This window comes from Arthrobacter sp. AFG7.2 (genome assembly GCF_002892835.1).
GTDB lineage: Bacteria > Actinomycetota > Actinomycetes > Actinomycetales > Micrococcaceae > Arthrobacter.
On sequence record NZ_PJMB01000003.1, the window covers coordinates 84,582 to 103,720 of the forward strand.

General features: G+C 64.9%; 23 protein-coding genes. 13 read left to right on the plus strand and 10 right to left on the minus strand.

Going from position 1 to position 19,139, the window contains the following annotated elements; all coding sequences use genetic code 11:
- Positions 1–83: 83 nt before the first annotated feature.
- Positions 84–680 (minus strand): DUF1992 domain-containing protein, encoded by a 597-nt coding sequence (locus CXX84_RS06875; RefSeq protein WP_102975965.1) that lies wholly within the window; start codon positions 678–680, stop codon positions 84–86.
- Positions 681–799: 119 nt separating this feature from the next.
- On the opposite strand from CXX84_RS06875, the gene CXX84_RS06880 reads away from it, so the two are divergent.
- Positions 800–3,181 (plus strand): beta-galactosidase, encoded by a 2,382-nt coding sequence (locus CXX84_RS06880; RefSeq protein WP_102975966.1) that lies wholly within the window; start codon positions 800–802, stop codon positions 3,179–3,181.
- Between the two features lie 118 nt (positions 3,182–3,299).
- Here the strand turns inward: CXX84_RS06880 and CXX84_RS06885 are convergent, their stop codons facing one another.
- The gene (locus tag CXX84_RS06885) at positions 3,300–3,797 is read right to left on the minus strand and encodes an SRPBCC domain-containing protein (RefSeq protein WP_102975967.1); all 498 of its coding nucleotides are present in this window, start codon (positions 3,795–3,797) and stop codon (positions 3,300–3,302) included.
- Positions 3,798–3,811: 14 nt separating this feature from the next.
- The gene (locus CXX84_RS06890; RefSeq protein ID WP_102975968.1) at positions 3,812–4,144 is read right to left on the minus strand and encodes an ArsR/SmtB family transcription factor; all 333 of its coding nucleotides are present in this window, start codon (positions 4,142–4,144) and stop codon (positions 3,812–3,814) included.
- 102 nt (positions 4,145–4,246) lie between these two features.
- Between CXX84_RS06890 and CXX84_RS06895 the strand changes: the two genes are divergently transcribed.
- Positions 4,247–4,975: a hypothetical protein gene (locus CXX84_RS06895; protein WP_102976241.1), complete on the plus strand. Its 729-nt coding sequence runs from the start codon at positions 4,247–4,249 to the stop codon at positions 4,973–4,975.
- A gap of 39 nt (positions 4,976–5,014) precedes the next feature.
- On the opposite strand, the gene CXX84_RS06900 is transcribed toward CXX84_RS06895, so the two are convergent.
- Positions 5,015–5,749: a GAF and ANTAR domain-containing protein gene (locus CXX84_RS06900; RefSeq protein WP_102975969.1), complete on the minus strand. Its 735-nt coding sequence runs from the start codon at positions 5,747–5,749 to the stop codon at positions 5,015–5,017.
- A 270-nt stretch (positions 5,750–6,019) separates the two neighbouring features.
- Here CXX84_RS06900 and CXX84_RS06905 point away from each other — a divergent pair, with 270 nt between their 5' ends.
- The 8 genes from CXX84_RS06905 to CXX84_RS06940 all read left to right on the plus strand — a co-directional run bounded on the left by CXX84_RS06905 (position 6,020) and on the right by CXX84_RS06940 (position 11,512).
- Positions 6,020–6,736 carry a GAF and ANTAR domain-containing protein gene (locus CXX84_RS06905; RefSeq protein ID WP_102975970.1) on the plus strand — a complete coding sequence of 239 codons (717 nt, stop codon included), beginning with the start codon at positions 6,020–6,022 and terminating at the stop codon, positions 6,734–6,736.
- Positions 6,737–6,743: 7 nt separating this feature from the next.
- Positions 6,744–7,073, plus strand: coding sequence for a hypothetical protein (locus tag CXX84_RS06910; RefSeq protein WP_102975971.1), 330 nt, complete (start codon positions 6,744–6,746; stop codon positions 7,071–7,073).
- A gap of 184 nt (positions 7,074–7,257) precedes the next feature.
- Positions 7,258–7,983 (plus strand): GAF and ANTAR domain-containing protein, encoded by a 726-nt coding sequence (locus tag CXX84_RS06915; protein WP_102975972.1) that lies wholly within the window; start codon positions 7,258–7,260, stop codon positions 7,981–7,983.
- A 1-nt stretch (position 7,984) separates the two neighbouring features.
- Positions 7,985–8,236, plus strand: coding sequence for a hypothetical protein (locus CXX84_RS06920; protein ID WP_102975973.1), 252 nt, complete (start codon positions 7,985–7,987; stop codon positions 8,234–8,236).
- Positions 8,233–9,000, plus strand: coding sequence for a GAF and ANTAR domain-containing protein (locus tag CXX84_RS06925; RefSeq protein ID WP_102975974.1), 768 nt, complete (start codon positions 8,233–8,235; stop codon positions 8,998–9,000). Before CXX84_RS06920 ends, CXX84_RS06925 begins: the two co-directional genes overlap by 4 nt.
- 317 nt (positions 9,001–9,317) lie before the next feature.
- Positions 9,318–9,515, plus strand: a complete 198-nt coding sequence (locus CXX84_RS06930; RefSeq protein WP_102975975.1) for a hypothetical protein — start codon at positions 9,318–9,320, stop codon at positions 9,513–9,515.
- Between the two features lie 85 nt (positions 9,516–9,600).
- Complete coding sequence (locus tag CXX84_RS06935; RefSeq protein WP_411266199.1) at positions 9,601–10,446, plus strand: type II CAAX prenyl endopeptidase Rce1 family protein; 846 nt, start codon at positions 9,601–9,603, stop codon at positions 10,444–10,446.
- Between the two features lie 28 nt (positions 10,447–10,474).
- Positions 10,475–11,512 carry a nitronate monooxygenase gene (locus CXX84_RS06940; RefSeq protein ID WP_223253004.1) on the plus strand — a complete coding sequence of 346 codons (1,038 nt, stop codon included), beginning with the start codon at positions 10,475–10,477 and terminating at the stop codon, positions 11,510–11,512.
- 9 nt (positions 11,513–11,521) lie between these two features.
- Here CXX84_RS06940 and CXX84_RS06945 read toward each other — a convergent pair whose 3' ends face one another.
- Together CXX84_RS06945 and CXX84_RS06950 are read right to left on the minus strand one after the other, a co-directional pair.
- Positions 11,522–11,701 carry a hypothetical protein gene (locus CXX84_RS06945; RefSeq protein WP_102975977.1) on the minus strand — a complete coding sequence of 60 codons (180 nt, stop codon included), beginning with the start codon at positions 11,699–11,701 and terminating at the stop codon, positions 11,522–11,524.
- Between the two features lie 124 nt (positions 11,702–11,825).
- A complete protein-coding gene (locus tag CXX84_RS06950; protein ID WP_102975978.1) occupies positions 11,826–12,866 on the minus strand; it encodes an NAD(P)-dependent alcohol dehydrogenase in 1,041 nt (346 codons plus the stop codon).
- A gap of 152 nt (positions 12,867–13,018) precedes the next feature.
- Between CXX84_RS06950 and CXX84_RS06955 the strand changes: the two genes are divergently transcribed.
- Positions 13,019–13,912, plus strand: coding sequence for a helix-turn-helix transcriptional regulator (locus tag CXX84_RS06955; RefSeq protein ID WP_102975979.1), 894 nt, complete (start codon positions 13,019–13,021; stop codon positions 13,910–13,912).
- 48 nt (positions 13,913–13,960) lie between these two features.
- Here CXX84_RS06955 and CXX84_RS06960 read toward each other — a convergent pair whose 3' ends face one another.
- Entirely contained in the window at positions 13,961–15,019 is a 1,059-nt protein-coding gene (locus CXX84_RS06960; RefSeq protein ID WP_102976243.1) for a PQQ-dependent sugar dehydrogenase, read from the minus strand.
- Positions 15,020–15,152: 133 nt separating this feature from the next.
- Complete coding sequence (locus CXX84_RS18975) at positions 15,153–15,347, minus strand: hypothetical protein (RefSeq protein ID WP_146031846.1); 195 nt, start codon at positions 15,345–15,347, stop codon at positions 15,153–15,155.
- A gap of 6 nt (positions 15,348–15,353) precedes the next feature.
- Here CXX84_RS18975 and CXX84_RS06965 point away from each other — a divergent pair, with 6 nt between their 5' ends.
- Positions 15,354–16,880 (plus strand): glycosyltransferase family 39 protein, encoded by a 1,527-nt coding sequence (locus CXX84_RS06965; RefSeq protein WP_102975980.1) that lies wholly within the window; start codon positions 15,354–15,356, stop codon positions 16,878–16,880.
- On the opposite strand, the gene CXX84_RS06970 is transcribed toward CXX84_RS06965, so the two are convergent.
- Positions 16,877–17,704, minus strand: coding sequence for a phosphatase PAP2 family protein (locus CXX84_RS06970; protein WP_223253006.1), 828 nt, complete (start codon positions 17,702–17,704; stop codon positions 16,877–16,879). The genes CXX84_RS06965 and CXX84_RS06970 overlap by 4 nt on opposite strands.
- 213 nt (positions 17,705–17,917) lie before the next feature.
- Between CXX84_RS06970 and CXX84_RS06975 the strand changes: the two genes are divergently transcribed.
- Positions 17,918–18,214 (plus strand): glycerate kinase, encoded by a 297-nt coding sequence (locus CXX84_RS06975; RefSeq protein ID WP_102975982.1) that lies wholly within the window; start codon positions 17,918–17,920, stop codon positions 18,212–18,214.
- A 39-nt stretch (positions 18,215–18,253) separates the two neighbouring features.
- Here the strand turns inward: CXX84_RS06975 and CXX84_RS06980 are convergent, their stop codons facing one another.
- Positions 18,254–19,072, minus strand: a complete 819-nt coding sequence (locus tag CXX84_RS06980; RefSeq protein WP_102975983.1) for a phosphotransferase enzyme family protein — start codon at positions 19,070–19,072, stop codon at positions 18,254–18,256.
- Positions 19,073–19,139: the final 67 nt, after the last annotated feature.

Consider the following 19,139-nt stretch of genomic DNA (forward strand, 5'->3'; position numbering starts at 1 on the left):
CAACTCTGCCAAAGACCACTGACAATAAAGCGAGAGAAAACCGCTATGTGGAAAACCCGAAACGGCAGCGCCCGTCCAGCGCGTTAAGTGGTACCTTTCCACAGCCGCTGCCACCAGGAACGCTGCGGTTCCGGTTCTTCCGGCGCCTCGGCAGTCCGTGCGGCACGGCGTTGACGCCAGCGCCCCACCTCCTCTTCGACGTCACGAATTTTGGTAATCACCGGCGGCCCGCCCTGGAGCTGGCGCCGGGCGTCAATGACGCGCCGGTTAAAGTCCTCCAGGACGTCCCGCACCTGTTGCTCCGTGTACTGGGCATCCAGCTTGCCATCGAGCTCGGCGTCCTCCTTGCGGAGCAGGATTGCGGGCGGTCCGAGGCCGCTGATGTTTTCCCGCTGCAGGAGGCCCTTGACCCACCAGTCGGGATCGTAGGACTCCCCCAGCCCTGGAATTGGCTTGCCCGCGTACTTGAGGTTGTCGAACTTGCCCTGCGCCATGGCATCGCGGACCAGGTATTCCGCCCGGGCAGCGTCACTTACCTTTTTGCGCTTCTCGCGCTCCTTCTCATCAAGGGCATCGAGCGCCGCTTCCTCCTCGGCGCTGATGCCCGCTCCCCGATAGGAACGAAGCTCGGCGGCACGCTCCACACGCTTCCGGAAGTCCCCTCCGCCGCTGCTGCTCATAACCGCCACCACCTCATATTCAACCCGGCCTCCCTTCCAGTATTCAAAAGCACTCCGCCAGGTTCAACGCCTGCCGCGGACAAACGGCAGAAAGCGCTTCCTGACCTATACTCGCTCCTATGCCCACGCACCCGCCAAGCCCCGCCGCCCTCCTCCGCGTGACCCACCAGCCCTGGGATTCGCCCGCCACCATTCCTGCCATGAGCAACTCGGTGGACCGGCATAACAGGTACCGGCTCACCAATCGGTACCTGGAAATCGGCGGGAAACCGGCCCTTCCCGTTTCCGGAGAGCTCCATTTCAGCCGCGTCCCCCGCACAAGGTGGGAAGAGCGGCTCCGGCTGATGAAGGCGGGCGGAATCACCGTGGTGGCGTCCTATATCTTCTGGATCCATCACGAACCAAGGGAAAGCACAGCGAGTTTCGAGGGGAACCTGGATGTCGCCGCCTTCGTCCGGCTCTGCTCGGACATCGGGCTGGATGTGGTGCTGCGCATCGGCCCCTGGTGCCACGGCGAGGTGCGCAACGGCGGTTTCCCGGACTGGGTTCAGTCAGCCCCGGTGAAGCACCGAACCAACGATCCTGCCTACCTGGAACTGGTCAGGGGCTGGTTCGGCCACCTGGGTGAAGAACTGGCCGGACTGGGAGGCCCCGGCAGCAATATCATCGGCATCCAGCTTGAAAACGAGCTGTATGACCAGCCCGGGCACATCACCGAACTTAAAGGGCTGGCACGAAACGCAGGCCTTTCGGCCCCTATCTGGACTGCGACGGCGTGGGGCGGCGCCGACCTGCCCGAGGGTGAGGTCCTGCCACTCTTCGGCGGTTACGGAGACGGTTTCTGGGTGGACGCGGACGCTCCCTGGGACCCCACGTTCCGTGAACACTATTTCTTCAGCCACGTCTGGGATGACCCCGGCATTGGCGCTGATATCCGTGAGCACCTCGGAAACAGCCCAGGGGCAGCTGCGCCGCGAACGCCGTCGGCCCTGTTTCCGCCCGCCACCTGCGAACTGGCCGGCGGCATGGCCACCGCCTACCAGCGCCGGCCCTGGCCGCGCGGACTGGATGTGGCGGCAGTGGCCCACAACAAGATCGGCAACGGCTCATCCTGGCAGGGTTACTACATGTTCGCCGGCGGCAGCAATCCCGACGACGGGCTGCAGGAGTCGCAGGCCACCGGCTACCCCAATGACCTGCCCCGGTTCGACTACGACTTCCATGCCCCGATCGGGACCTCGGGCCGCCCAGCTTTCAGCTTTGCGGCATTGCGGAAGCAGCACGCATTCCTGGCTGCTTTTGGTGACCGGACCGCGGAGATGCCCTCCACACTCCCCCAAGTCATGCCCGCCGGGATCGAGGACACATCAACCCTGCGCTGGGCACTCCGCAGCAATGGGAATGCAGGCTTCGTCTTCATTACCTGGCATCAGCCGCATGTCCCGCTCGGCACCTATGAAGGAGCGCAGTTTGAGGTCGTGCTCGACGCCGGACCGGTCACCTTCCCTGCCGTCCCCGTCGACATTCCGGCCGGCACCATAGCCCACTGGCCGGTGAACCTGGAGGCGTGCGGGGTGACGCTGGAATGGGCCACGGCCTCTCCGCTGTCCCTCCTTGCGCCAGCCCGGGAAATTCCAGGATCGCGTCCCACCCTGGTACTCACCGCCGAAAACGGCATCCCGGTGGAACTCCGCTTTGCGCCCGGCACAAAGGTCTTCCGGCCCGGGCACGCAGACCTGCCTGCCGGCACCGACGAATCCTTCCGGATCCCCACGGATGAGCCCATCGTCTTGACAGCCCAGGCAGGAGACGCGGCACTGGATGTGCTGGTCCTGCCCGCGGACATGGGCAACAACGCGTGGGTGCTGGACACACGCCGCGGCCGCGAGCTGGTTATCTCCCAGGAACCGGTATGGGTTGATGGCCAAGGACGCATCGCCGGACGCTTCCGCAAGCAGCAGGAGGTCCGGTGCTACCGCCCGGCGTCACGGTCCTTCACCGCGCTGCCTGTCCTGGTGACAGGCGCGGCAGGCGACGGGCACAGCCAGGAGCGGGACCTCCGGGCGGAACTGGTGCGCCCTGCGGCCCCGGTGCCCGCGTCATTCGGCTCCAGGGCAAACCGGGCCGCAGCCCCGCAACCGAACGCCATTGACGAACTTGCGCAGACATACTCGCTGGAAATCCCTGCCGCGGCTTTTGCCACTGACCACGTGGAGCTTGACATCCGCTGGGCCGGAGACGTTGCCCAGCTCTTGGTGGATGGAAGACCGGTGGCCGACCGGTTCTGGGACGGATCCCCCTGGCTGCTGGAGGTTTCCGACGCGGGCATCCGGCGCGGTTCCGAGGTCATCCTGCAGATCCTCCCGCTTTCCCCGGACGCAAAGATCGGGCTGCCACTCGAGGCCCGGCTCCGGAGGGAAGCCACGGCCGGGGATCTCATTGCCCTGGACTCAGTCCGGCTGATTCCCTGGACGGGATGGCAGGAGCACCCGGAGGCATAAGCCTCTGCCGGCTGGGCAGAGCGGCTGTGACCACTTCTCCACGCAGCAACGAAGGCGTACGACGGCGGGACGTGCCGCCGTCGTACGCCTTCCTTGTGGTTGTGCCGCAGTAAGCCGCTCAGGCGTTGGCGTGTTCGGCGAGGATGGCGTCGATCTGGCCGACAGCCTCCTTCATGCCTTCCTCCATACCCATCTGGACCATCTGCTCCATCTGCTCTTCAGATTCGAAGGTGGAGACAATGACCATCCTTGTTCGTCCGCCTGCGTCTTCGAGCGTGACTGTGGCGTGCGTGGTGCCCATCGCCTCCACGGGGTCGCCATTATCGTCCGCGAAACCGTCGTCGAACTCCAGGCGGTTCGGGGCCTGGATGGCAGTGAAACGCCACCAGCCACCCGCCTTTTCACCCTCGGGACCGGTCATGTAATAGCTGGCCTTTCCGCCGGGCTCGAAGTCGAACCGCTCGAAGGTGGCGGGCCAGGTGGGCGGCCCCCACCAGCGCTCCAGCTGGCGCGGGTCTTCCCAGAGCTGCCAGACGCGCTCGACGCCGGCGCCGAACTCCGCGGTCAGGGTGAAGCTGAGCGCCTCGAGATTCTTGGTTGTATCAGTAACCGACATTGCAGAACCCTTCCTTATCCTTCAGCCAGAATGTCGGCGATCCGGTCGACGCGCTGCCGCCAGATCGCCTCGTACTCATCGAGCAGCAGGCGGGCTTTTTGCAGGCCGTCATGATTACCCCGCACAATCTGCTCCCTTCCGCGCTTTTCCTTGGTCACCAGGGCTGCGCGCTCCAACACCGCCACGTGCTTTTGTACTGCGGCGAAACTCATGGCGTAAAGGCCAGCCAGGCCGGATACCGAGTACTCCTCCACCGTCACCCGCCGCACAATATCGCGGCGGGTGGAATCGGCGAGCGCCTGGAACAGGCGGTCAAGTTCGGTGTCACTCAGCTGATCTACAACCATTTGGTTGTACGATAGTCCTGCGTTGCATTCGTGTCAATGGTTTTCGTCAGCACACAGATCCGGCCTCCCGCAGGCACTCCCGGCACCGGTATCTTGAAGGCCATGAGCATCTTTTTGGCCGGCGCAGGGCCGGACGCTGCAGCCTTCCCGGAGCTGTTTGACCGCTTTGCCGGGGAGGTCCAGCAGCGGACCGTCCACCAGCGCCCTGCGCGGGTTGCCATAGTGGTCCATGATCGGGGCGGGAACCCCGAGGGCCTCCTGCCGGCGTACACGGAGCCGCTTCTGGCCCGCCTGCCACTGGAGACGGTGCCGGTCCTGCTCCATGCCGGTGCACCGGCTGACCCTTCCGTGTTCGACGGCGTTGATGGAGTGGTAGTGGGCGGCGGACTGACGCCGGCGTACTGGGAAGGCCTCGCCGGTTCTGCGGCCGCCATTTCTCGCGCAGCCGCAGCGGGTACGCCGTACCTGGGCTTTTCGGCCGGGGCAATGATCGCGCCGGCGAGGGCACTCCTTGGGGGTTACCTGAGCAAGGGAATAGAGGTCTGCGGGGAGGAATGCTCCGAGGGCCTGGCGGAACTGGAGATCCGCGCCGGGCTGGGCCTGGCCGGGTTCGCGGTGGACGTGCACGCAGCTCAGGCCGGCACGCTCAGCCGGGCGGTGGGAGCCGTGGCGGCGGGCCTTGCTGACCGGGCCGTGGCGGTTGACGAAAATACGGCACTGGTTCTGTCCGCAGCAGGCGACGGGTCTTTTGAGGTCCTTGGCCGGGGCAACTGCTGGGACATCCGCGGGTCCGGTGCCGGCTGCACCGTAACAGTCCTCAACGCCGGCTGAACTACCGCCGGGGGTCAGGCCTCCGGAGCCTGCACGGCCCTAGCCGTCGAAGTGGGTGCGGATACCGCTTCCGGACAGCTGCTCGATCAGTTCGGCAGCAACGTCGCGCAGTTTCCGGTTGCGGTTGCTGGATACCTTTGTGAGGATCTCCATCGCTTCTGACTGGGAACACCTGTTTTGTGCCATGATGACGCCGCAGGCAAGGTTGATGGCTGTCCGGCTTTGCATGGCGGCTTCCAGATCCTCCGCCCGGCTTTGCGCTGTCTTGATGCGGACCGAGAGGTGGAGCGTGTTGTGGGCCGCGGCTGCAAAGCCTACGGCTTTGTCATAGACGTTCGCTGAGAAGACGCCCGGTTTCGACGCGAAAAAGTTCAGGGCCGCACTTGCTTCACTGTTGATTTCCAGCGGGACCCCCAGCGAGCTGCGGACGTTGGCCTCTGCGAACCTCCGGGTGAGCTCCGGCCACCGGGAATCCGCAGAGACGTCATCGATAATCACTGGGGACATCTCCCGCAGTGCCCTGAGGCACGGGCCGTCGCCCACAGCCTGCTCCAGCTCATCCAGTTCCACCGCGCGCTGGCTGCTGCCGGCCACGGTGGTGGGCCGCCGCCTGAGCTTCAGGGTAACTGCACATTGGATCTCATCGTCGGCTGCTTCAGAGACGGCGGCTGCTGCAAGTCCGGCGAGGCCGGTGAGGAACTCAACAGCGTTTTCCGCACCCACCAGGATGGTCTGGAGTTGTTCTAGAGGTTCGTTGCCCGGTGCACTCGACATGGGCCAATCCTACTGTCCCGCGTGTCCAAACCGCAGCGGGAGTGCGGTTTGGACGGGAAGGCGCCCCTGTCAGCGGATATTTATGTAGTGCGCACTACTCATGGCATCCTCCTGACCGCAGCGGTTCTGGGCCATGATGATGCCGATGTCCACATCCCGGCCTACATCCAGCTTGGGTACCACCAAGGACAGTCGCAATCCTGCTGAGGGAGAGGCCACACCGTTAGTAACGCGGCTTCAGGAAAAGATCCTTGGCTTTATGCTGAGACTATGGCGCAACTTCCCCTTGACGAGCTCAGCACTGTCATTGCTCGTATTCAGGGACTGCTGCTGACGGAGGAAAAGGTCACCACAGCCGTCCGGCTCCTGGCCCAGGCCGCTAAGGAGTCGGTGCCCGGCACCATTGGAGCCGGGGTTTCCCTCCTTGACGCGCGGGGGCGCCGCACCAGCAGCGGCTACACGGACATGATCGTGCGCCAGGCGGACGCCGTCCAGTACGAACGCGGGGAAGGCCCTTGCCTCACAGCCTGGGCCGCTGAGGAACCCGTGTTGGTCCCTGACCTCGCCTCCGAGTCCCGGTGGCCGGAGTGGCGCAAAGGAGTTGCCGGACTGCCCATCCTGTCTGTGGTCAGCGCGCCCCTGATGGCTGGCGGGCAATCCATCGGCGCCTTGAAGTTGTACGCAGCTGCGCCCAACGTTTATGACGAGGGCAGCGCCGCCCTGCTCCAGCTCTTCGCCGCCCCGGCAGCCACCCTGCTCTCGCATATCCAGGCCAGCGAGGCTCCGCTCAGGATGAGCGAGGGGCTGCAGGCATCCCTGTATACCCGGGACATGGTGAACCGCGCCTGCGGCGTCCTGATGGAGCGGCGGGCTCTCTCCCATGAAGATGCCCTGCAGCTGCTGATCAAGCAGGCCCGTGAAGAACATGCAGCATTGCACCAAGTGTGTGAACGTGTCCTCGCCGGGACGCCGGCCTCCGGAATTTAGGACGGCCATGGGTTTCGATGCCAATGAGCCGGAACAACGGCGCAGGCTCCGTGCAGCTATCAAGGCGGTGGACATCTCAGTATCCGAGTTGTGGTTGAAGTACTTCGGCCTCTCCGGAGACGCCGGAGAATATGAGGTGGAAGCCTACCTGCAGGGGCTCCTGTCCCTGCCGCCGGTCCAGCGCGACCTGCTTGCCCTGGCAGCCAACGAACTGATTGACGATCTCCCGCGGCCGCGGGCACCTTACTCCGATGATTTTGAGGATGCTGACCAGGGTGACGCGGAATCAGCGGGCCGCGAGGACGGCGGCGGACGCCAACCGGAGCCGGGCGAGTAGCTGACGCGGCCCCTATATCAAAGAGCGTGCCATATCAATAGTCCCGGCATGGGCGTAGTCTCGATAGTAGGAGATTTCCGGATAGCAACAGATCCAGGGGTTGAATAGCCGGGCCAGCCGCGTAGAGAGCGGCAGACCGCACGCCAGCAGCAATGTTTCTGGCACGCCTAGGGATCGAGGCCTGATGGCCAAGGAAAGTACGCTCACCACTTCTGACCGGATGCAGGACTTGCTGCTTGACAGCCCCGGCTTCCCCGAATTCCTCCTGGGCCTGGCCACTATCTCGGCCTCACTTCTGGGCCCGGGAAGACCCTTTTCCTGCACCATCACGATGGAACGCGACGGCGGCCCGGCCACAGTTGCCAGCAGCAGCGAGGAGGGCCGGCGGCTGGATGAAACACAGTACGCGTTCAACGACGGGCCATGCCTCACTGCCGTGCGGCAACAGCAGCTTGTGCGAGTCCCGGACCTGACCAGCGACGAACGATGGAGCGACTACCTGAAAGCCGCAGTCCGGGAAGGTGTACGGTCGGCGCTTGCGGTCCCCATCGCCGTAGACCTGCCAGTGCGGGCCAGTCTCAACTGCTACGCACACACCGCAGGTGCTTTCAACGAGGAAACAGTGGAGCTCCTGGAACAGCACGCTGCCTCCATGTCCAGGGTTCTCCGGATCGCCCTGCGCCTGCATGGGGCGGAGGTGTATCCGCAGCACCTCAGGGCTGCGCTCAAGTCACGGGCCGTTGTGGACGCAGCCGTGTCGCTGATTATGCTCCAGCACCGGGGCGGGCGGAACGGCGCGCTGGAAATCCTCCGGCTGGCTGCAACGTCCAGTAACCGCAGAATCAGCGAGATCGCCAGTGACATTGTCCGGGGAGTCCGGCTCCCGGCACACCAGGCGGACGGAGCCTAGGATGTTTCCTTACGAGGCCGGTGGCTCCGGGCAGCCGGACGGCTCTGCCCACCACAGCAAGGGCGCCGCCCAGAGGTTCCGTGAGGCGCAGCTGCCACTCGAGAAGCTGTGGATGTACTACTACGGCATTGGCGGTGACATCGATGAGATGTCCTTGGATGCCTTCCTCCATGACGCGCTTGACATTCCCGCCGCGCAGGTGGAACTCATCTCCGCAGCGATGACGGAAATGGCAGAAGGTGATGCCCCATGACGTCCTACGAAGAGAGCCCTGGCAGCCTGGACACGGGCCGGCAGGAGTTCCACGGCGCGGAAACGACACTGCAGAACCTGGTCCTGGACAGCCAGGACATCGTCGACTTTCTCACGGAGCTGGCGGTCATCGCATCTTCCCGGCTGTCCACCCCTGGATATCCTGTCCACGCCGGAGTTACGGTGCTCCGCCACAAGCGGCCCGAGGCTGTGGCCAGCAGCGATGCCCAGGCTAAAGCCCTGGACGAGCTGCAGAACGGCTTTGGGGACGGCCCTTGCCTCACTGCCCTGCGCATCAAAAGGCCGCTGCTGGTTTCGGATCTGACCGGCGAGCAACGGTGGCCGTACGCGAAGGCTGCCAAGGCGAACGGCGTAGCCTCAATCCTTGCGGTGCCGCTGGATTTGGCCGGCGAGGCGGAAGCAGTCCTGAACCTCTATTCCGGCCGCACCCACGGATTTTCGGCTGACGACATCTCCACGGTGGAAGGGTTTGCAAGCCAGGCGTCAGCGTCACTGCGGCTGGTCCTTCGCATCACGCAGTTGAGTGAAGCGCGGAATGACCTCTCCAGTGCCCTGGAGTCCCGCACCGTCATAGACATGGCCATTGGCGCCATCATGGCCGAAAACAGATGCAGCCGGGATACCGCATTCAGCATCCTCACCAAGGCCTCCAGCACGCGGAACGTCAAGCTCCGGGAGGTGGCAGCTTCCGTAATTGCATCCATCTCCGGCGAAAAGCAGATCAACACTTTCTTCGACGAGTAGGCGCGGCTTCCCCCAAGAGGCACCCCATCCGCCGGCAGGCGTGACGAGGCTCACCCGAAACATTCTTGAGACCCGCCCTTCCAGCTGGGCACTATTGAAGGCAGCGGCAGGAAGATCCATCCGGGGCGCAGCGCTTCCTGCATGCCGGTGTGCTTGATCACATCCAGCTGAATCCGGTTGCCAAACCGTACTGGCAACCTGCACTATTGAAATCACGGGAATGCGCTTTCCCACCTGCAGTCCGTCCTCATAGACGAGGACACGGTCCGGGCAATGAAGACTCCGGGCCGTCCACCGCAAGAAATGGAAGTTGAATAATGACGTTCGATGCCAGTAACTCCGTGACCCTGAAAATCTGGGACCGGTCCACCCTGCACCACACCCTCGACTCAGCGGTCAGCGACCTTTCCGCCCGGCACAACACCACCACCTGCCGTGTCGCCGTCACGTGCAGCGGGCCTAACACCTTCACCCTGAGCCTTCGCGGCGAAGGCCAGGCGCTGGCCTCCGCCTAAGCGGCACAGCCGGAAGCGGACGACGGCGGGGCAGCCCGCCGTCGTCCGCTTCCGTTAACGCCGCCAGCACTTAGTGTTGTTAACCATGAGGCAGCAACCACGGGCCCAGGCCGACGCCCTCCCCGCAGGCCCGGCGAAACCCGCCACGAACCCGCTTTCCGTGGTCCCGGCTGCCCTTGTCTCGGCGTCGGGCTTCCTGCTCTTCGCATGGCAGGACCGCCTCTCCGGGTTCCTGCTGCTGGCAGCCGCGCTGGCTGTGGCCGCGTTCATCAGCCGCCGGCTCCTGGTTGACCTGGCACTGATCGGCGTGGGCCTGTCTGCCATGAGCCTGGTCCCCATCACCACGGACATCAGCACCGAACATATGTCCGTGATGGGAACCGCCATGGTCCTCGCCGTCGGCATTCCCTATTCGGTCTCGAGGTTCGTCACCAGGGACCACGCGATCCGCTTTCCCATCAGGACCGGTCAACCATGGACGCGGGCCGAGAAGTGGTACCTGCCTGCAGTCCTGGTGATCGGGTACGCGCTTATGCCTGTGTACATGATCCGTACCGGCGTCTACACCAACTGGCCTGCGGTGAGCGACCCGGACGGGATCGCCCGGCTGTTCCTTGGCACCAACGTCTTGGGCATCTGGGACGAACTCTTCTTCATCTGCACGGCGTTCACCCTGCTGCGCCGGCACGTGCCCGACTGGCAGGCCAACCTGCTGCAGGCGGTCCTGTTCACATCGTTCCTCTGGGAACTGGGCTTCCACTCGTGGGCGCCCTTCTTTATCTTCCCGTTTGCGCTGCTGCAGGCCCGGTTGTTCACGGTGACCAGGTCGCTGTCCTACATTGTCAGCGTCCACCTGCTGTTCGACTTCGTGCTGTTCCTGGTCCTCATCCATGCGCACAACCGCGAATGGATCGACATTTTCCTGTACTAAGCCCCCTGCAACGAAAGCGACCACCACCTTGGACAAACAGGACAGCAGCGCTGCCCGGTTCACCATCGCCGCCCTTGCGGTGCCGGTGATCCAGGCCCCGATGGCCGGCGGACCGTCCACGCCGGAACTGGCTGCGGCGGTCAGCTCCCAGGGAGGACTGGGCTTCCTGGCCGCCGGCTACAAGACGGCGTCAGCTGTCAAAGCGGAAATCGAAGCTGCCCGGAAGCTCACCAACGCCCCCCTTGGCGTGAACGTGTTCGTGCCGCAACCCTCAGTCATTGGCGCGGAGGAGTTGGAGCAGTACGCCCTGTCCCTGGCGCCGGACGGTGAGCGCTTCGGCATTACGCTGGGACACCCACGCCATGACGACGACGACTGGGACAACAAGATCGAGGTCCTGCTGGAGCAGGCGCCCGAGGCCGTTTCCTTCACCTTCGATCTCCCGGACCGCACAGTCATAACCGCCTTGCAGCAGCGGGGTGTGTATGTAATCGGCACCGTCACGTCCCGGGCTGAAGCGGTCCGGGCACTGGAGTCAGGCGTGGACGCCCTGTGCGTGCAGGGACCTGAAGCTGGAGGGCACCGGGGAACATTCGACCCTGCAGCCCAGCCGGACGATCAGTCCCTGCACGGCCTGCTTGAAGAACTCGCCGGTCTCCAGGTGCCGCTGATAGCAGCCGGCGGGATCACCACCGGGGAGGATACCCGGGCAGCACTTTCCCATGGTGCTGCCGCCGTCCAGGCCGGAACGGCATTCCTGCGGGCGGACGAAGCCGGCACCAAGGCCGCCCACCGGCTGGCCCTTTCTTCCGGGCGTTTCAGCACCACGTCGGTCACGCGCGCCTTCTCGGGGCGGAACGCGCGCGGCCTCGCCAACGAATTCATGCGGCGGCACGACGGCGAGGCGCCCTGCGGATATCCGGAGATCCACCACCTCACCACTCCCCTCCGCGCGGCTGCCGCCGCTGCCGGGGATCCGGAGTGGTTGAACCTGTGGGCCGGAACCGGATTCGCACGCACCATGGAAGGGCCGGCAGCAAGCATCCTTGCTGCCCTCAAGCCATAAGGCGGGAACCTACTCCTCGCCCGTGTCCTGCGCTTCGAGGTACCTGTCCATGGCTTCGCACGCCTGTTTCCAGCGGGCATTCAACGCATGCCGGCTCAGCGGTTCGGAGATTCCGCTGAGCACTCTTTCAATGGCCTCAGATGCGGCGTCCCTGGCCCGGTCCTGCGCCGCCGGGGTGTAGTAGTTCATGCCGGTAATTCGTCACACCGGCTGGTGCGGATGGCGGAAAAGTACCCCGGGCACGACGGCGGCCGGCCCCTGTTCGGGACCGGCCGCCGTCGAACGCGTCTTGTTAGCCGGACGCGCGCTGGTGCTAGAGCGTGGCGGTATCGATGACGAAGCGGTAGCGGACGTCCGACGCCAGGACGCGCTCGTAGGCCTCGTTGATCTTCTCGGCGGGGATGACCTCGATTTCGGCGCCCAGTCCGTGCTCGGCACAGAAGTCCAGCATTTCCTGCGTCTCGCGGATGCCGCCGATCATCGATCCCGCGAAGGACCGGCGTCCGCCAATCAGGGCAAACGCATTGACGGGGAGCGGTTCGGCCGGCGCGCCCACGTTCACGAGCGCACCGTCGAGCTTGAGCAGCTGCAGGTAGGAGCTGATGTCGATCGAGGCGCTGACGGTGTTGATGATCAGGTCGAACGTGCCGGCCAGTTCCTGGAAGGTGTTTTCGTCGCTGGTGGCGTAGTAGTGGTCCGCACCCAGCTTCAGGCCGTCTTCCTGCTTCTTCAGCGACTGGGACAGTACCGTGACCTCGGCACCCATGGCGTGGGCAAGCTTGACGGCCATGTGGCCCAGTCCGCCGAGGCCGACGACGGCAACGTTCTTGCCGGGTCCGGCACCCCAGTGCCGCAGCGGGGAGAAGGTGGTGATGCCGGCGCACAGCAGCGGCGCGGCGACGTCAAGATCGATGCCTTCGGGGATCCGCACCACGAAGTCCTCGGTGACCACAACGTGGGTGGAGTAGCCGCCCTGGGTGATGGTCCCGTCGCGGTCCACGGCGCCGTACGTGCCGGTGTTGCCCTTGAGGCAGTACTGCTCTTCGCCTTGAAGGCAGTTGGCGCACTCGCCGCAGGAGTTGACCATGCAGCCGACGCCTACGCGGTCACCCACGGCATGCTTCGTTACGGCCGAACCCACCTCAGTAACGATGCCGGCGATCTCGTGCCCGGGAACCAGCGGGTACTGCTGCGGGCCCCAGTCACCGCGGACGGTGTGGATGTCTGAGTGGCAGATGCCGGCAAACCTGATCTCGATCAGGACGTCGTTGGGGCCGACGGCGCGGCGTTCGATGGTGGTGGGAATGAGGTCCTCGGTGGAGGACGGGGATGCATAGGCCTTGACGGTAGTCATGGGTCTCCTGAGGTGTTTGTTGGGGGGGCTAATAAAATGCTACAGGGCAGCTGTGCCAACGAACGCTGAAATGGCCTGGCCAGCGGGGCCCTGCTGTAACTGGTCTTGGGAGTCCTACCTTCCGGTTCAGGGATAGGCCGTAACGTGTCCTTATGGACAACAGAGCCGAGGTACGGCAGTTCCTCTCCACCCGCCGCGGACGCATCACCCCTGAGCAGGCAGGCGTTGAGCCTTACGGCGGACGCCGCCGGGTGCCTGGGCTCCGCCGCGAGGAAGTGGCCCGCCTGGCAGGGGTCAGCGTGGATTACTACACCCGACTGGAGCGCGGGAACCTGGCCGGCGTATCGGACAGCGTGCTGGACGCCATCGCACAGGCGCTGGAACTGGACCGCGCTGAACACGACCACTTGTACGACCTCGCGCAGGCCGCCAACATGTCTGGACGCAAGCGGGCTGCGAGCGTTGCGGGGCACACTCCCTCGGGCGTACGGCCGGAGTTGCAGTACCTGCTGGACACCATCACCGGGGCGCCGGCTTTTATTGGGAACAACCGGCTGGACATCCTGGCTGCCAACACCCTGGGCTATGCGCTGTACTCGGACATGTACCGCGGCAATGCACGGCCGGCGAACCATTCACGGTTCATCTTCCTGGACTCCCGCTCGCACGACTTTTACCCCGACTGGGACCGGGCAGCCAACGTCAACGTCGCCATCCTGCGCCGCGAATCAGGGCGCAGCCCCCATGACAAGGGCATCACGGAACTGGTCGGTGAACTCTCCAAGCGCAGTGACGAATTCCGTACCCGGTGGGCAGCCCACAACGTCCGCAGGCACTACGCCGGAACAAAGTTCTTCAAGCACCCCGTGGTGGGAGTCCTCGAGCTGAACTACCAGGTCCTGGGACTGGAAGAAGATCCCGGCCGTACCCTCACGGTTTACCCCGCCACACCGGGCAGCCCCACTGACCAGGCGCTCAAACTTCTCGCATCCTGGGCAGTGACGGAGAACATCGTCGAAGCAGCCCTGGCCCACGCCAAAAGCTAGCACCGGCAGTCCCTGGCCGCTCGGGGGAAGCACTGACACTGCCTGGCGTCAACCTTCCGACAACGGAACTGCGAGGATTTGGTCATCCCCGGGCCTTGGATCACCCCGGCCGTCGGTGTTGTTGGTCATAAACCACAGCTGCCCGTCCGGAGCGAGCGCCACGTCACGGATACGGCCGTACTCCCGGCTGTAGTGGTCCGTAAAGGCAGTGGGGTCAGAGACGGCAACAGACCTCAAGACCTGGCCCCGAAGATTGGCGATGAACAGGGTGCCGCCAGCATAAGCCATGCCGCTGGGACTTGCGGCGCCCGGCTGCCATTGCTGCAGGGGATCAACAAAGCCTTCCCGGTTTGCAATCCCTTCCACCGTGGGCCACCCGTAGTTGGCGCCCGGTGTGATGACGTTCAGCTCGTCCCACGTGTTTTGTCCGAATTCGGTGGCGAACAGGGTCCCGTCATCCGCCCATGCCAGCCCCTGCGGGTTCCGGTGTCCGTAGCTGTACGTGAGGGAACCGGGGAAGGGATTGTCGGCGGGCACGCCGCCGTCGGGAGTCATCCGCAGAATCTTGCCGGACAGCGAGTTCCGGTCCTGGGCACTGTCCCGCCGCTGCGCATCGCCCGAGGTCACGTACAGCATCCCGTCAGGACCGAAGGCGATCCGGCCGCCGTCGTGCGTGCTTCCTGCCGGGATGCCGTCAAGCAGGGTGTCCGGCTCACCGAGGGACAAGGACCCGGGCGCGCCGGTCACAGTGAAACGTTGGACCCGGTTGCCGTCCGACGCCGTCGAATAGACATAGAGGTCCCCTTCTTTGCCCACCGCGAGGCCGAGGAGGCCTGCTTCACCGCGGGCAGCCACCCCTTCGACGGTCCCGACAGACCGCGAGGAGCCGTCCGGTGCGAGTTCGAGAATGCGTCCGCTGTTCCGTTCGCTGACCAGCGGGATTCCGTCGCGGAACACCACCGACCATGGGGCCGCTAAACCGGTGGCAACCGGCCGGGTCGTTCCGGTGACGGTGGCCGGGGCTGAAGGAACCGGGGGTGAAGTAGCCGGGGGTGAAGTAGCCGGGGGTGAAGCAGCCGCCCCAGAGGAGGCAGGTGCCGAGGACATTGCCGCCGTGGACGGTGCCGTGGATGGCGCAGGTGGCGGCGCCGCGCAAGCGGCCAGGAGGATCCCTGTGCCAAGGGCAGCCGCGGTAAGGGTCCAGTGGCGCATGCGCTTCTCCAATCAATCACGGTGGTGCTCAGGGCGTGGCTCCTTCCAGCATCGCCCATGGGCGATGCCGGGTGTTGAAATCACATAAACAAGTTTGCAGATCATGGCGCCGGATTGCCTCGTTTGTGCTTCTGATGGCGCCATCAGCAGCGCTATTTTCTTCCGCTACGCCTCCATTGCTTAAACGGCGGAAAGTCCGCAGCTTCCATTCCTCGAATACCATGATGGGATGCCTGCTGTCCCGTCCGCCATGTCCCACGCCCCCCGACACCTGCAAGGGAGCAAAGGGGTAAACCCGCCGTCCGGCCATGGCCGGCCATGGGCAGCACCAACGGCGATCGGCCTGCTGGCCTTTTGCGCCGCTTTCATCGGTTCCTGGGTCCCATCCTTCTGGGACGACGAAGTGGCCACTATTTCCGCAGCCGGCAGGTCACCCGGACAGCTGCTGATGCTCCTGCAGTCGGTGGACGCCGTCCACGGGCTCTATTACTTCCTGATGCACTATTGGACGTCGGTTTTCGGGTTTTCGGAACTGGCCATGAGGCTGCCCTCAGCGGTCGCGGTGGCCCTGGCATGCGCCGGAACGGTCGTCATCGGACGGAAGCTTGGCTCGGCCCGTATTGGCCTGGCTGCCGGGTTTGTCCTGGCACTGCTTCCCCGGATGGTCTGGGCAGGAACGGAGGCACGGCAGTCCGCCTTCACTGCCCTGTTCGCGGTTGCCCTGACCCTCCTGCTGATCCGGGCCTGGCAGTCAAACAGGGTGGGTGACTGGCTGTTGTACGGGGTGTGCGCGGTGCTGGGCATCTGGATGTTCATGTTCTTTGCCCTGGCCGTGGCCTCCCACGCCGCCGCGGCGCTTTTCCTCAAGCGCCGGCCCATCGCCACGCTGGCCGCCAGCGCGGCAGTGGGGGCTGTGGTCCTGCCCTTCCTGTTGTACGCCCTGGGCCAGAAGGCCCAGGTGGACTGGATCCAGGACCGGTCCCTTGCCCAGAACCTGATGACGGCCGCCGTCAAGCAGTTCTTCTACGGTGATGACAGGCCGACGGAAAACCTTCCTCCGCAATGGGTCCTTGGCTTTGTGGTGCTGCTCGGCGTCCTGGAAATCAGCCTCGTGGTGTGGGGTTTGCGGGCTGCAACCCGTAATCCAGCCCTGCGGCCCCTGGCAGTTTTGGGACTGGCGAGTGTGGCCGTACCAATGGCCGGGCTGCTGCTGGTGAGCGTTGCAGCGCAGCCGGTATACGTCGCCCGCTACCTCACGTTCACTGCACCGGCCTTCGCCCTCCTGGTGGGCCTCGGCATAAGCCACCTGCCGGCTGGCCGAACGTGGGTGAAGTACGTTGTCGTTGCTGCGCTGGCCTTGGCCAGCCTCGTTCCCCAGCTCACCCTCAAGAGCGTCATCAACGAACCGCCGGACACGGAGCGGCAGCTCGCGGATCTCGTGGACGACGCCCCAGGAAAGCCGGCAGCCATCGTCTATCTGCACCCGCACCTTCGCGACATGGCCCTCGCCTATCCGGAGGACTTCGACGGCGTGAAGGACCTCTCCCTCCAGGAAAGCCCCGGAGATTCAGGGACGCTGTGGGGCGAGAACAGGGCAGTCACCGCCGAGCAGCTCGCAGGACTGGGGGAAGTCTGGTTCGTCGGCGACGGTAAGGGTGCACCGAACGATTTTTCGGCCTTCGCGGCGGCAGGGTGCGCAGAGACAAGGGCACTCCCCTATCAGCGGGTCACCATGGTTGTCTTCGAGTGCCGCTAGGCCTGCACAGGCGGATGAACCCTGGTGGTGAGGTAGAGCCTGTGCGCGGTAATGACCAACGCCAGCCAGGCGGCTCCCAGCGCCCAGGCACCGAGTACATCGGTAAGCCAATGGTGTCCCAGGTAGACGCGGCTTAGCCCCATCGTGGCGGCAAAGACTGCCGCCGCCACGATCGTCAATATCCGGGCACGGGCAGATTTCAGGCGGAGGATGACCAGGTACGCCACAATTCCGGCGATCACTGCTGAGTTCAGTGAGTGCCCGCTGGGGAATGAGGCGGAATATTCGTACGGCGGCACGGCATCTGCCAGGTCCGGCCTGGTCCTGCCCACCAGTTCCTTGCCGGCGACGGTCATCAGCAGGGAGCCGAGACCGGCAACGAGCATCAGGATGACAGGCGTCCAGGAACGCCGTTTCAACGCGAGCGCACCCATCACGACCAGGGCCAGCACGGGCATGCCGACAGTTCCGCCAACATCCGTGTAGGCAGTGATGAGGACGTCCAGGCCAGGGGACCTGAAGGTCTTCGCGCCATCCAGGACGGGATGGTCGAGCCCGGCCACACCGTCGGCTTCGACAACGGATTCGTAAACCTCCGCGAAAACCGCGGCAAGGGAAACTGCCAGGACGGCCCCGACAGCAAGCGTGAGGAGCAGCACGCCGTGGGAACCGATGAGGGCGCTGGCACGCCGGGCGAGGGAGGCCAGGAGCCGGCCGGGCGTAGTGTCCCACCGGGTGAGGTCCTGCCCGCCGACATAGCGGTCCTGGTGGACTTCGCCCGGCACGCCCGTCACACTGGCCCCGGTGGCAGCCGGTTTGGCCACACCCGCCCTAGCCGCACCCGAGGGGGGCGGATTCTTGCCTGCAACCATGGCTTCCGGCCTTCCTTGCATCAACCTGAAATTAGTAAGCAAGCTTACCTTGATCCTTGGCCGGGAGGGGTACATCGGCCATCAAGTGCACCACGGCGGGGCGCGGGCGGCCGAAGCGCACCATGAAGTCATCGTGGGCGACTACATGGCCCGGCCGAGGGTGCCATCGATCTCCAGACTCCCCGCGGCAAGGTACCGGCAGAGGTGGCCCGGCGGGCCCAGGCGGCGGGTGTTCCAGTGCTGGCTCTTGCAGGCTCCATTGGCAAGGATTCGAGCGATGTCCATGCCGCAGGCATCGACGCAATCGCCGGGATCATCCCCATTCCCATGGACCTGGACACTGCCGTGGCGGAGGGGGCAACGCTGCTGCGCGAAGCCACCGAGCGGACTTTCCGGGTGCTGCTGCTGGGCTCCGCCATCTCGTCGAGGCTGGGCGACCCACGGCTGGGCACCGCAGCTTAAGGCCAGCCGGTATGTTCGTGTTCCGTCCAGGTACCCGGTTTATAGGAGGGCTTTCCTCAGTGCGCCGGCATTCTCAGCCAGCCATGTCCCGGCCCTGGGGAGCCTGTCCTTGAGCCCCTGGTCCCACCACCGGCGGAAGACCGGGTCAGCCTCGGCTGCAGCCTTCATGGTCAGCGCCGAATTCCGTTGACGGCGGATCGCGGCATCAACCACCTGGCTTCTTTGCCCGGCACTCATTCCATAGGCATCGGCAAACAACCTCACGCGGTGCGGGACGTCCATGCTGCGGAACGCCGGACTGCGGTCCCGCGGATCCAGCAGCGGCGCCCACCAGTAAAGCGCATTGGCAACGTCTGCGACCCGGGTGGTGGGCCTGGCCAGGTCGAAGTCGATCAGCGCCGCCGGCCTGCCTTCCTGGAACACCACGTTCCCCGGGCAGTAATCCTGGTGTGAGACGAGCTCCGGTTCCAGAAACAGGGGTTCAACCCCCGGAGGCGGGGTCCCCGGGAGCGTCCCGAACACGGCGTCCGGCGGAGGAACCCATCCTTCGGCAGCGTCATGCAGGCGCCTGACCAGCCGGGCCAGGTCCGTCAGGTGGTGGTCAGCCGCGGCGGATTCCGGCAGGGGCTCCACCGGCACCTCACCGGGGATGTACGTGAGGACTTCGCGGCCTTCCGCGTCATAACCGAGGGGTACCGGTGCCCCTTCGAATCCCTGCTCGTGCAGGTGCGTGAGAAACGCGTGCACTGTCGCAGTGAACGGCCGGACAGGCCTGCGCACTGTATTCCCGATACGCAGGACGTCGGTCCAGCCATTACTGCCCAACCGCTCCTTGTGGTGCTGCCCGGCGTTTTCCATAAACCGGATGTCCTTCCCCGTGGTTTCTGAATGAGTTGCCTCCGCGCTTCAGTATCATCCCGATGTA

What these genes read in the sequence shown, in the direction of transcription:
- CXX84_RS06875 (WP_102975965.1), bottom strand. Translation starts at nt 680, where the DNA reads ATGAGCAGCAGCGGCGGAGGGGACTTCCGGAAGCGTGTGGAGCGTGCC.
- CXX84_RS06880 (WP_102975966.1), top strand. Translation starts at nt 800, where the DNA reads ATGCCCACGCACCCGCCAAGCCCCGCCGCCCTCCTCCGCGTGACCCAC.
- CXX84_RS06885 (WP_102975967.1), bottom strand. Translation starts at nt 3,797, where the DNA reads ATGTCGGTTACTGATACAACCAAGAATCTCGAGGCGCTCAGCTTCACC.
- CXX84_RS06890 (WP_102975968.1), bottom strand. Translation starts at nt 4,144, where the DNA reads ATGGTTGTAGATCAGCTGAGTGACACCGAACTTGACCGCCTGTTCCAG.
- CXX84_RS06895 (WP_102976241.1), top strand. Translation starts at nt 4,247, where the DNA reads ATGAGCATCTTTTTGGCCGGCGCAGGGCCGGACGCTGCAGCCTTCCCG.
- CXX84_RS06900 (WP_102975969.1), bottom strand. Translation starts at nt 5,749, where the DNA reads ATGTCGAGTGCACCGGGCAACGAACCTCTAGAACAACTCCAGACCATC.
- CXX84_RS06905 (WP_102975970.1), top strand. Translation starts at nt 6,020, where the DNA reads ATGGCGCAACTTCCCCTTGACGAGCTCAGCACTGTCATTGCTCGTATT.
- CXX84_RS06910 (WP_102975971.1), top strand. Translation starts at nt 6,744, where the DNA reads ATGGGTTTCGATGCCAATGAGCCGGAACAACGGCGCAGGCTCCGTGCA.
- CXX84_RS06915 (WP_102975972.1), top strand. Translation starts at nt 7,258, where the DNA reads ATGGCCAAGGAAAGTACGCTCACCACTTCTGACCGGATGCAGGACTTG.
- CXX84_RS06920 (WP_102975973.1), top strand. Translation starts at nt 7,985, where the DNA reads ATGTTTCCTTACGAGGCCGGTGGCTCCGGGCAGCCGGACGGCTCTGCC.
- CXX84_RS06925 (WP_102975974.1), top strand. Translation starts at nt 8,233, where the DNA reads ATGACGTCCTACGAAGAGAGCCCTGGCAGCCTGGACACGGGCCGGCAG.
- CXX84_RS06930 (WP_102975975.1), top strand. Translation starts at nt 9,318, where the DNA reads ATGACGTTCGATGCCAGTAACTCCGTGACCCTGAAAATCTGGGACCGG.
- CXX84_RS06935 (WP_411266199.1), top strand. Translation starts at nt 9,601, where the DNA reads ATGAGGCAGCAACCACGGGCCCAGGCCGACGCCCTCCCCGCAGGCCCG.
- CXX84_RS06945 (WP_102975977.1), bottom strand. Translation starts at nt 11,701, where the DNA reads ATGAACTACTACACCCCGGCGGCGCAGGACCGGGCCAGGGACGCCGCA.
- CXX84_RS06950 (WP_102975978.1), bottom strand. Translation starts at nt 12,866, where the DNA reads ATGACTACCGTCAAGGCCTATGCATCCCCGTCCTCCACCGAGGACCTC.
- CXX84_RS06955 (WP_102975979.1), top strand. Translation starts at nt 13,019, where the DNA reads ATGGACAACAGAGCCGAGGTACGGCAGTTCCTCTCCACCCGCCGCGGA.
- CXX84_RS06960 (WP_102976243.1), bottom strand. Translation starts at nt 15,019, where the DNA reads ATGTCCTCGGCACCTGCCTCCTCTGGGGCGGCTGCTTCACCCCCGGCT.
- CXX84_RS18975 (WP_146031846.1), bottom strand. Translation starts at nt 15,347, where the DNA reads ATGGTATTCGAGGAATGGAAGCTGCGGACTTTCCGCCGTTTAAGCAAT.
- CXX84_RS06965 (WP_102975980.1), top strand. Translation starts at nt 15,354, where the DNA reads ATGCCTGCTGTCCCGTCCGCCATGTCCCACGCCCCCCGACACCTGCAA.
- CXX84_RS06980 (WP_102975983.1), bottom strand. Translation starts at nt 19,072, where the DNA reads ATGGAAAACGCCGGGCAGCACCACAAGGAGCGGTTGGGCAGTAATGGC.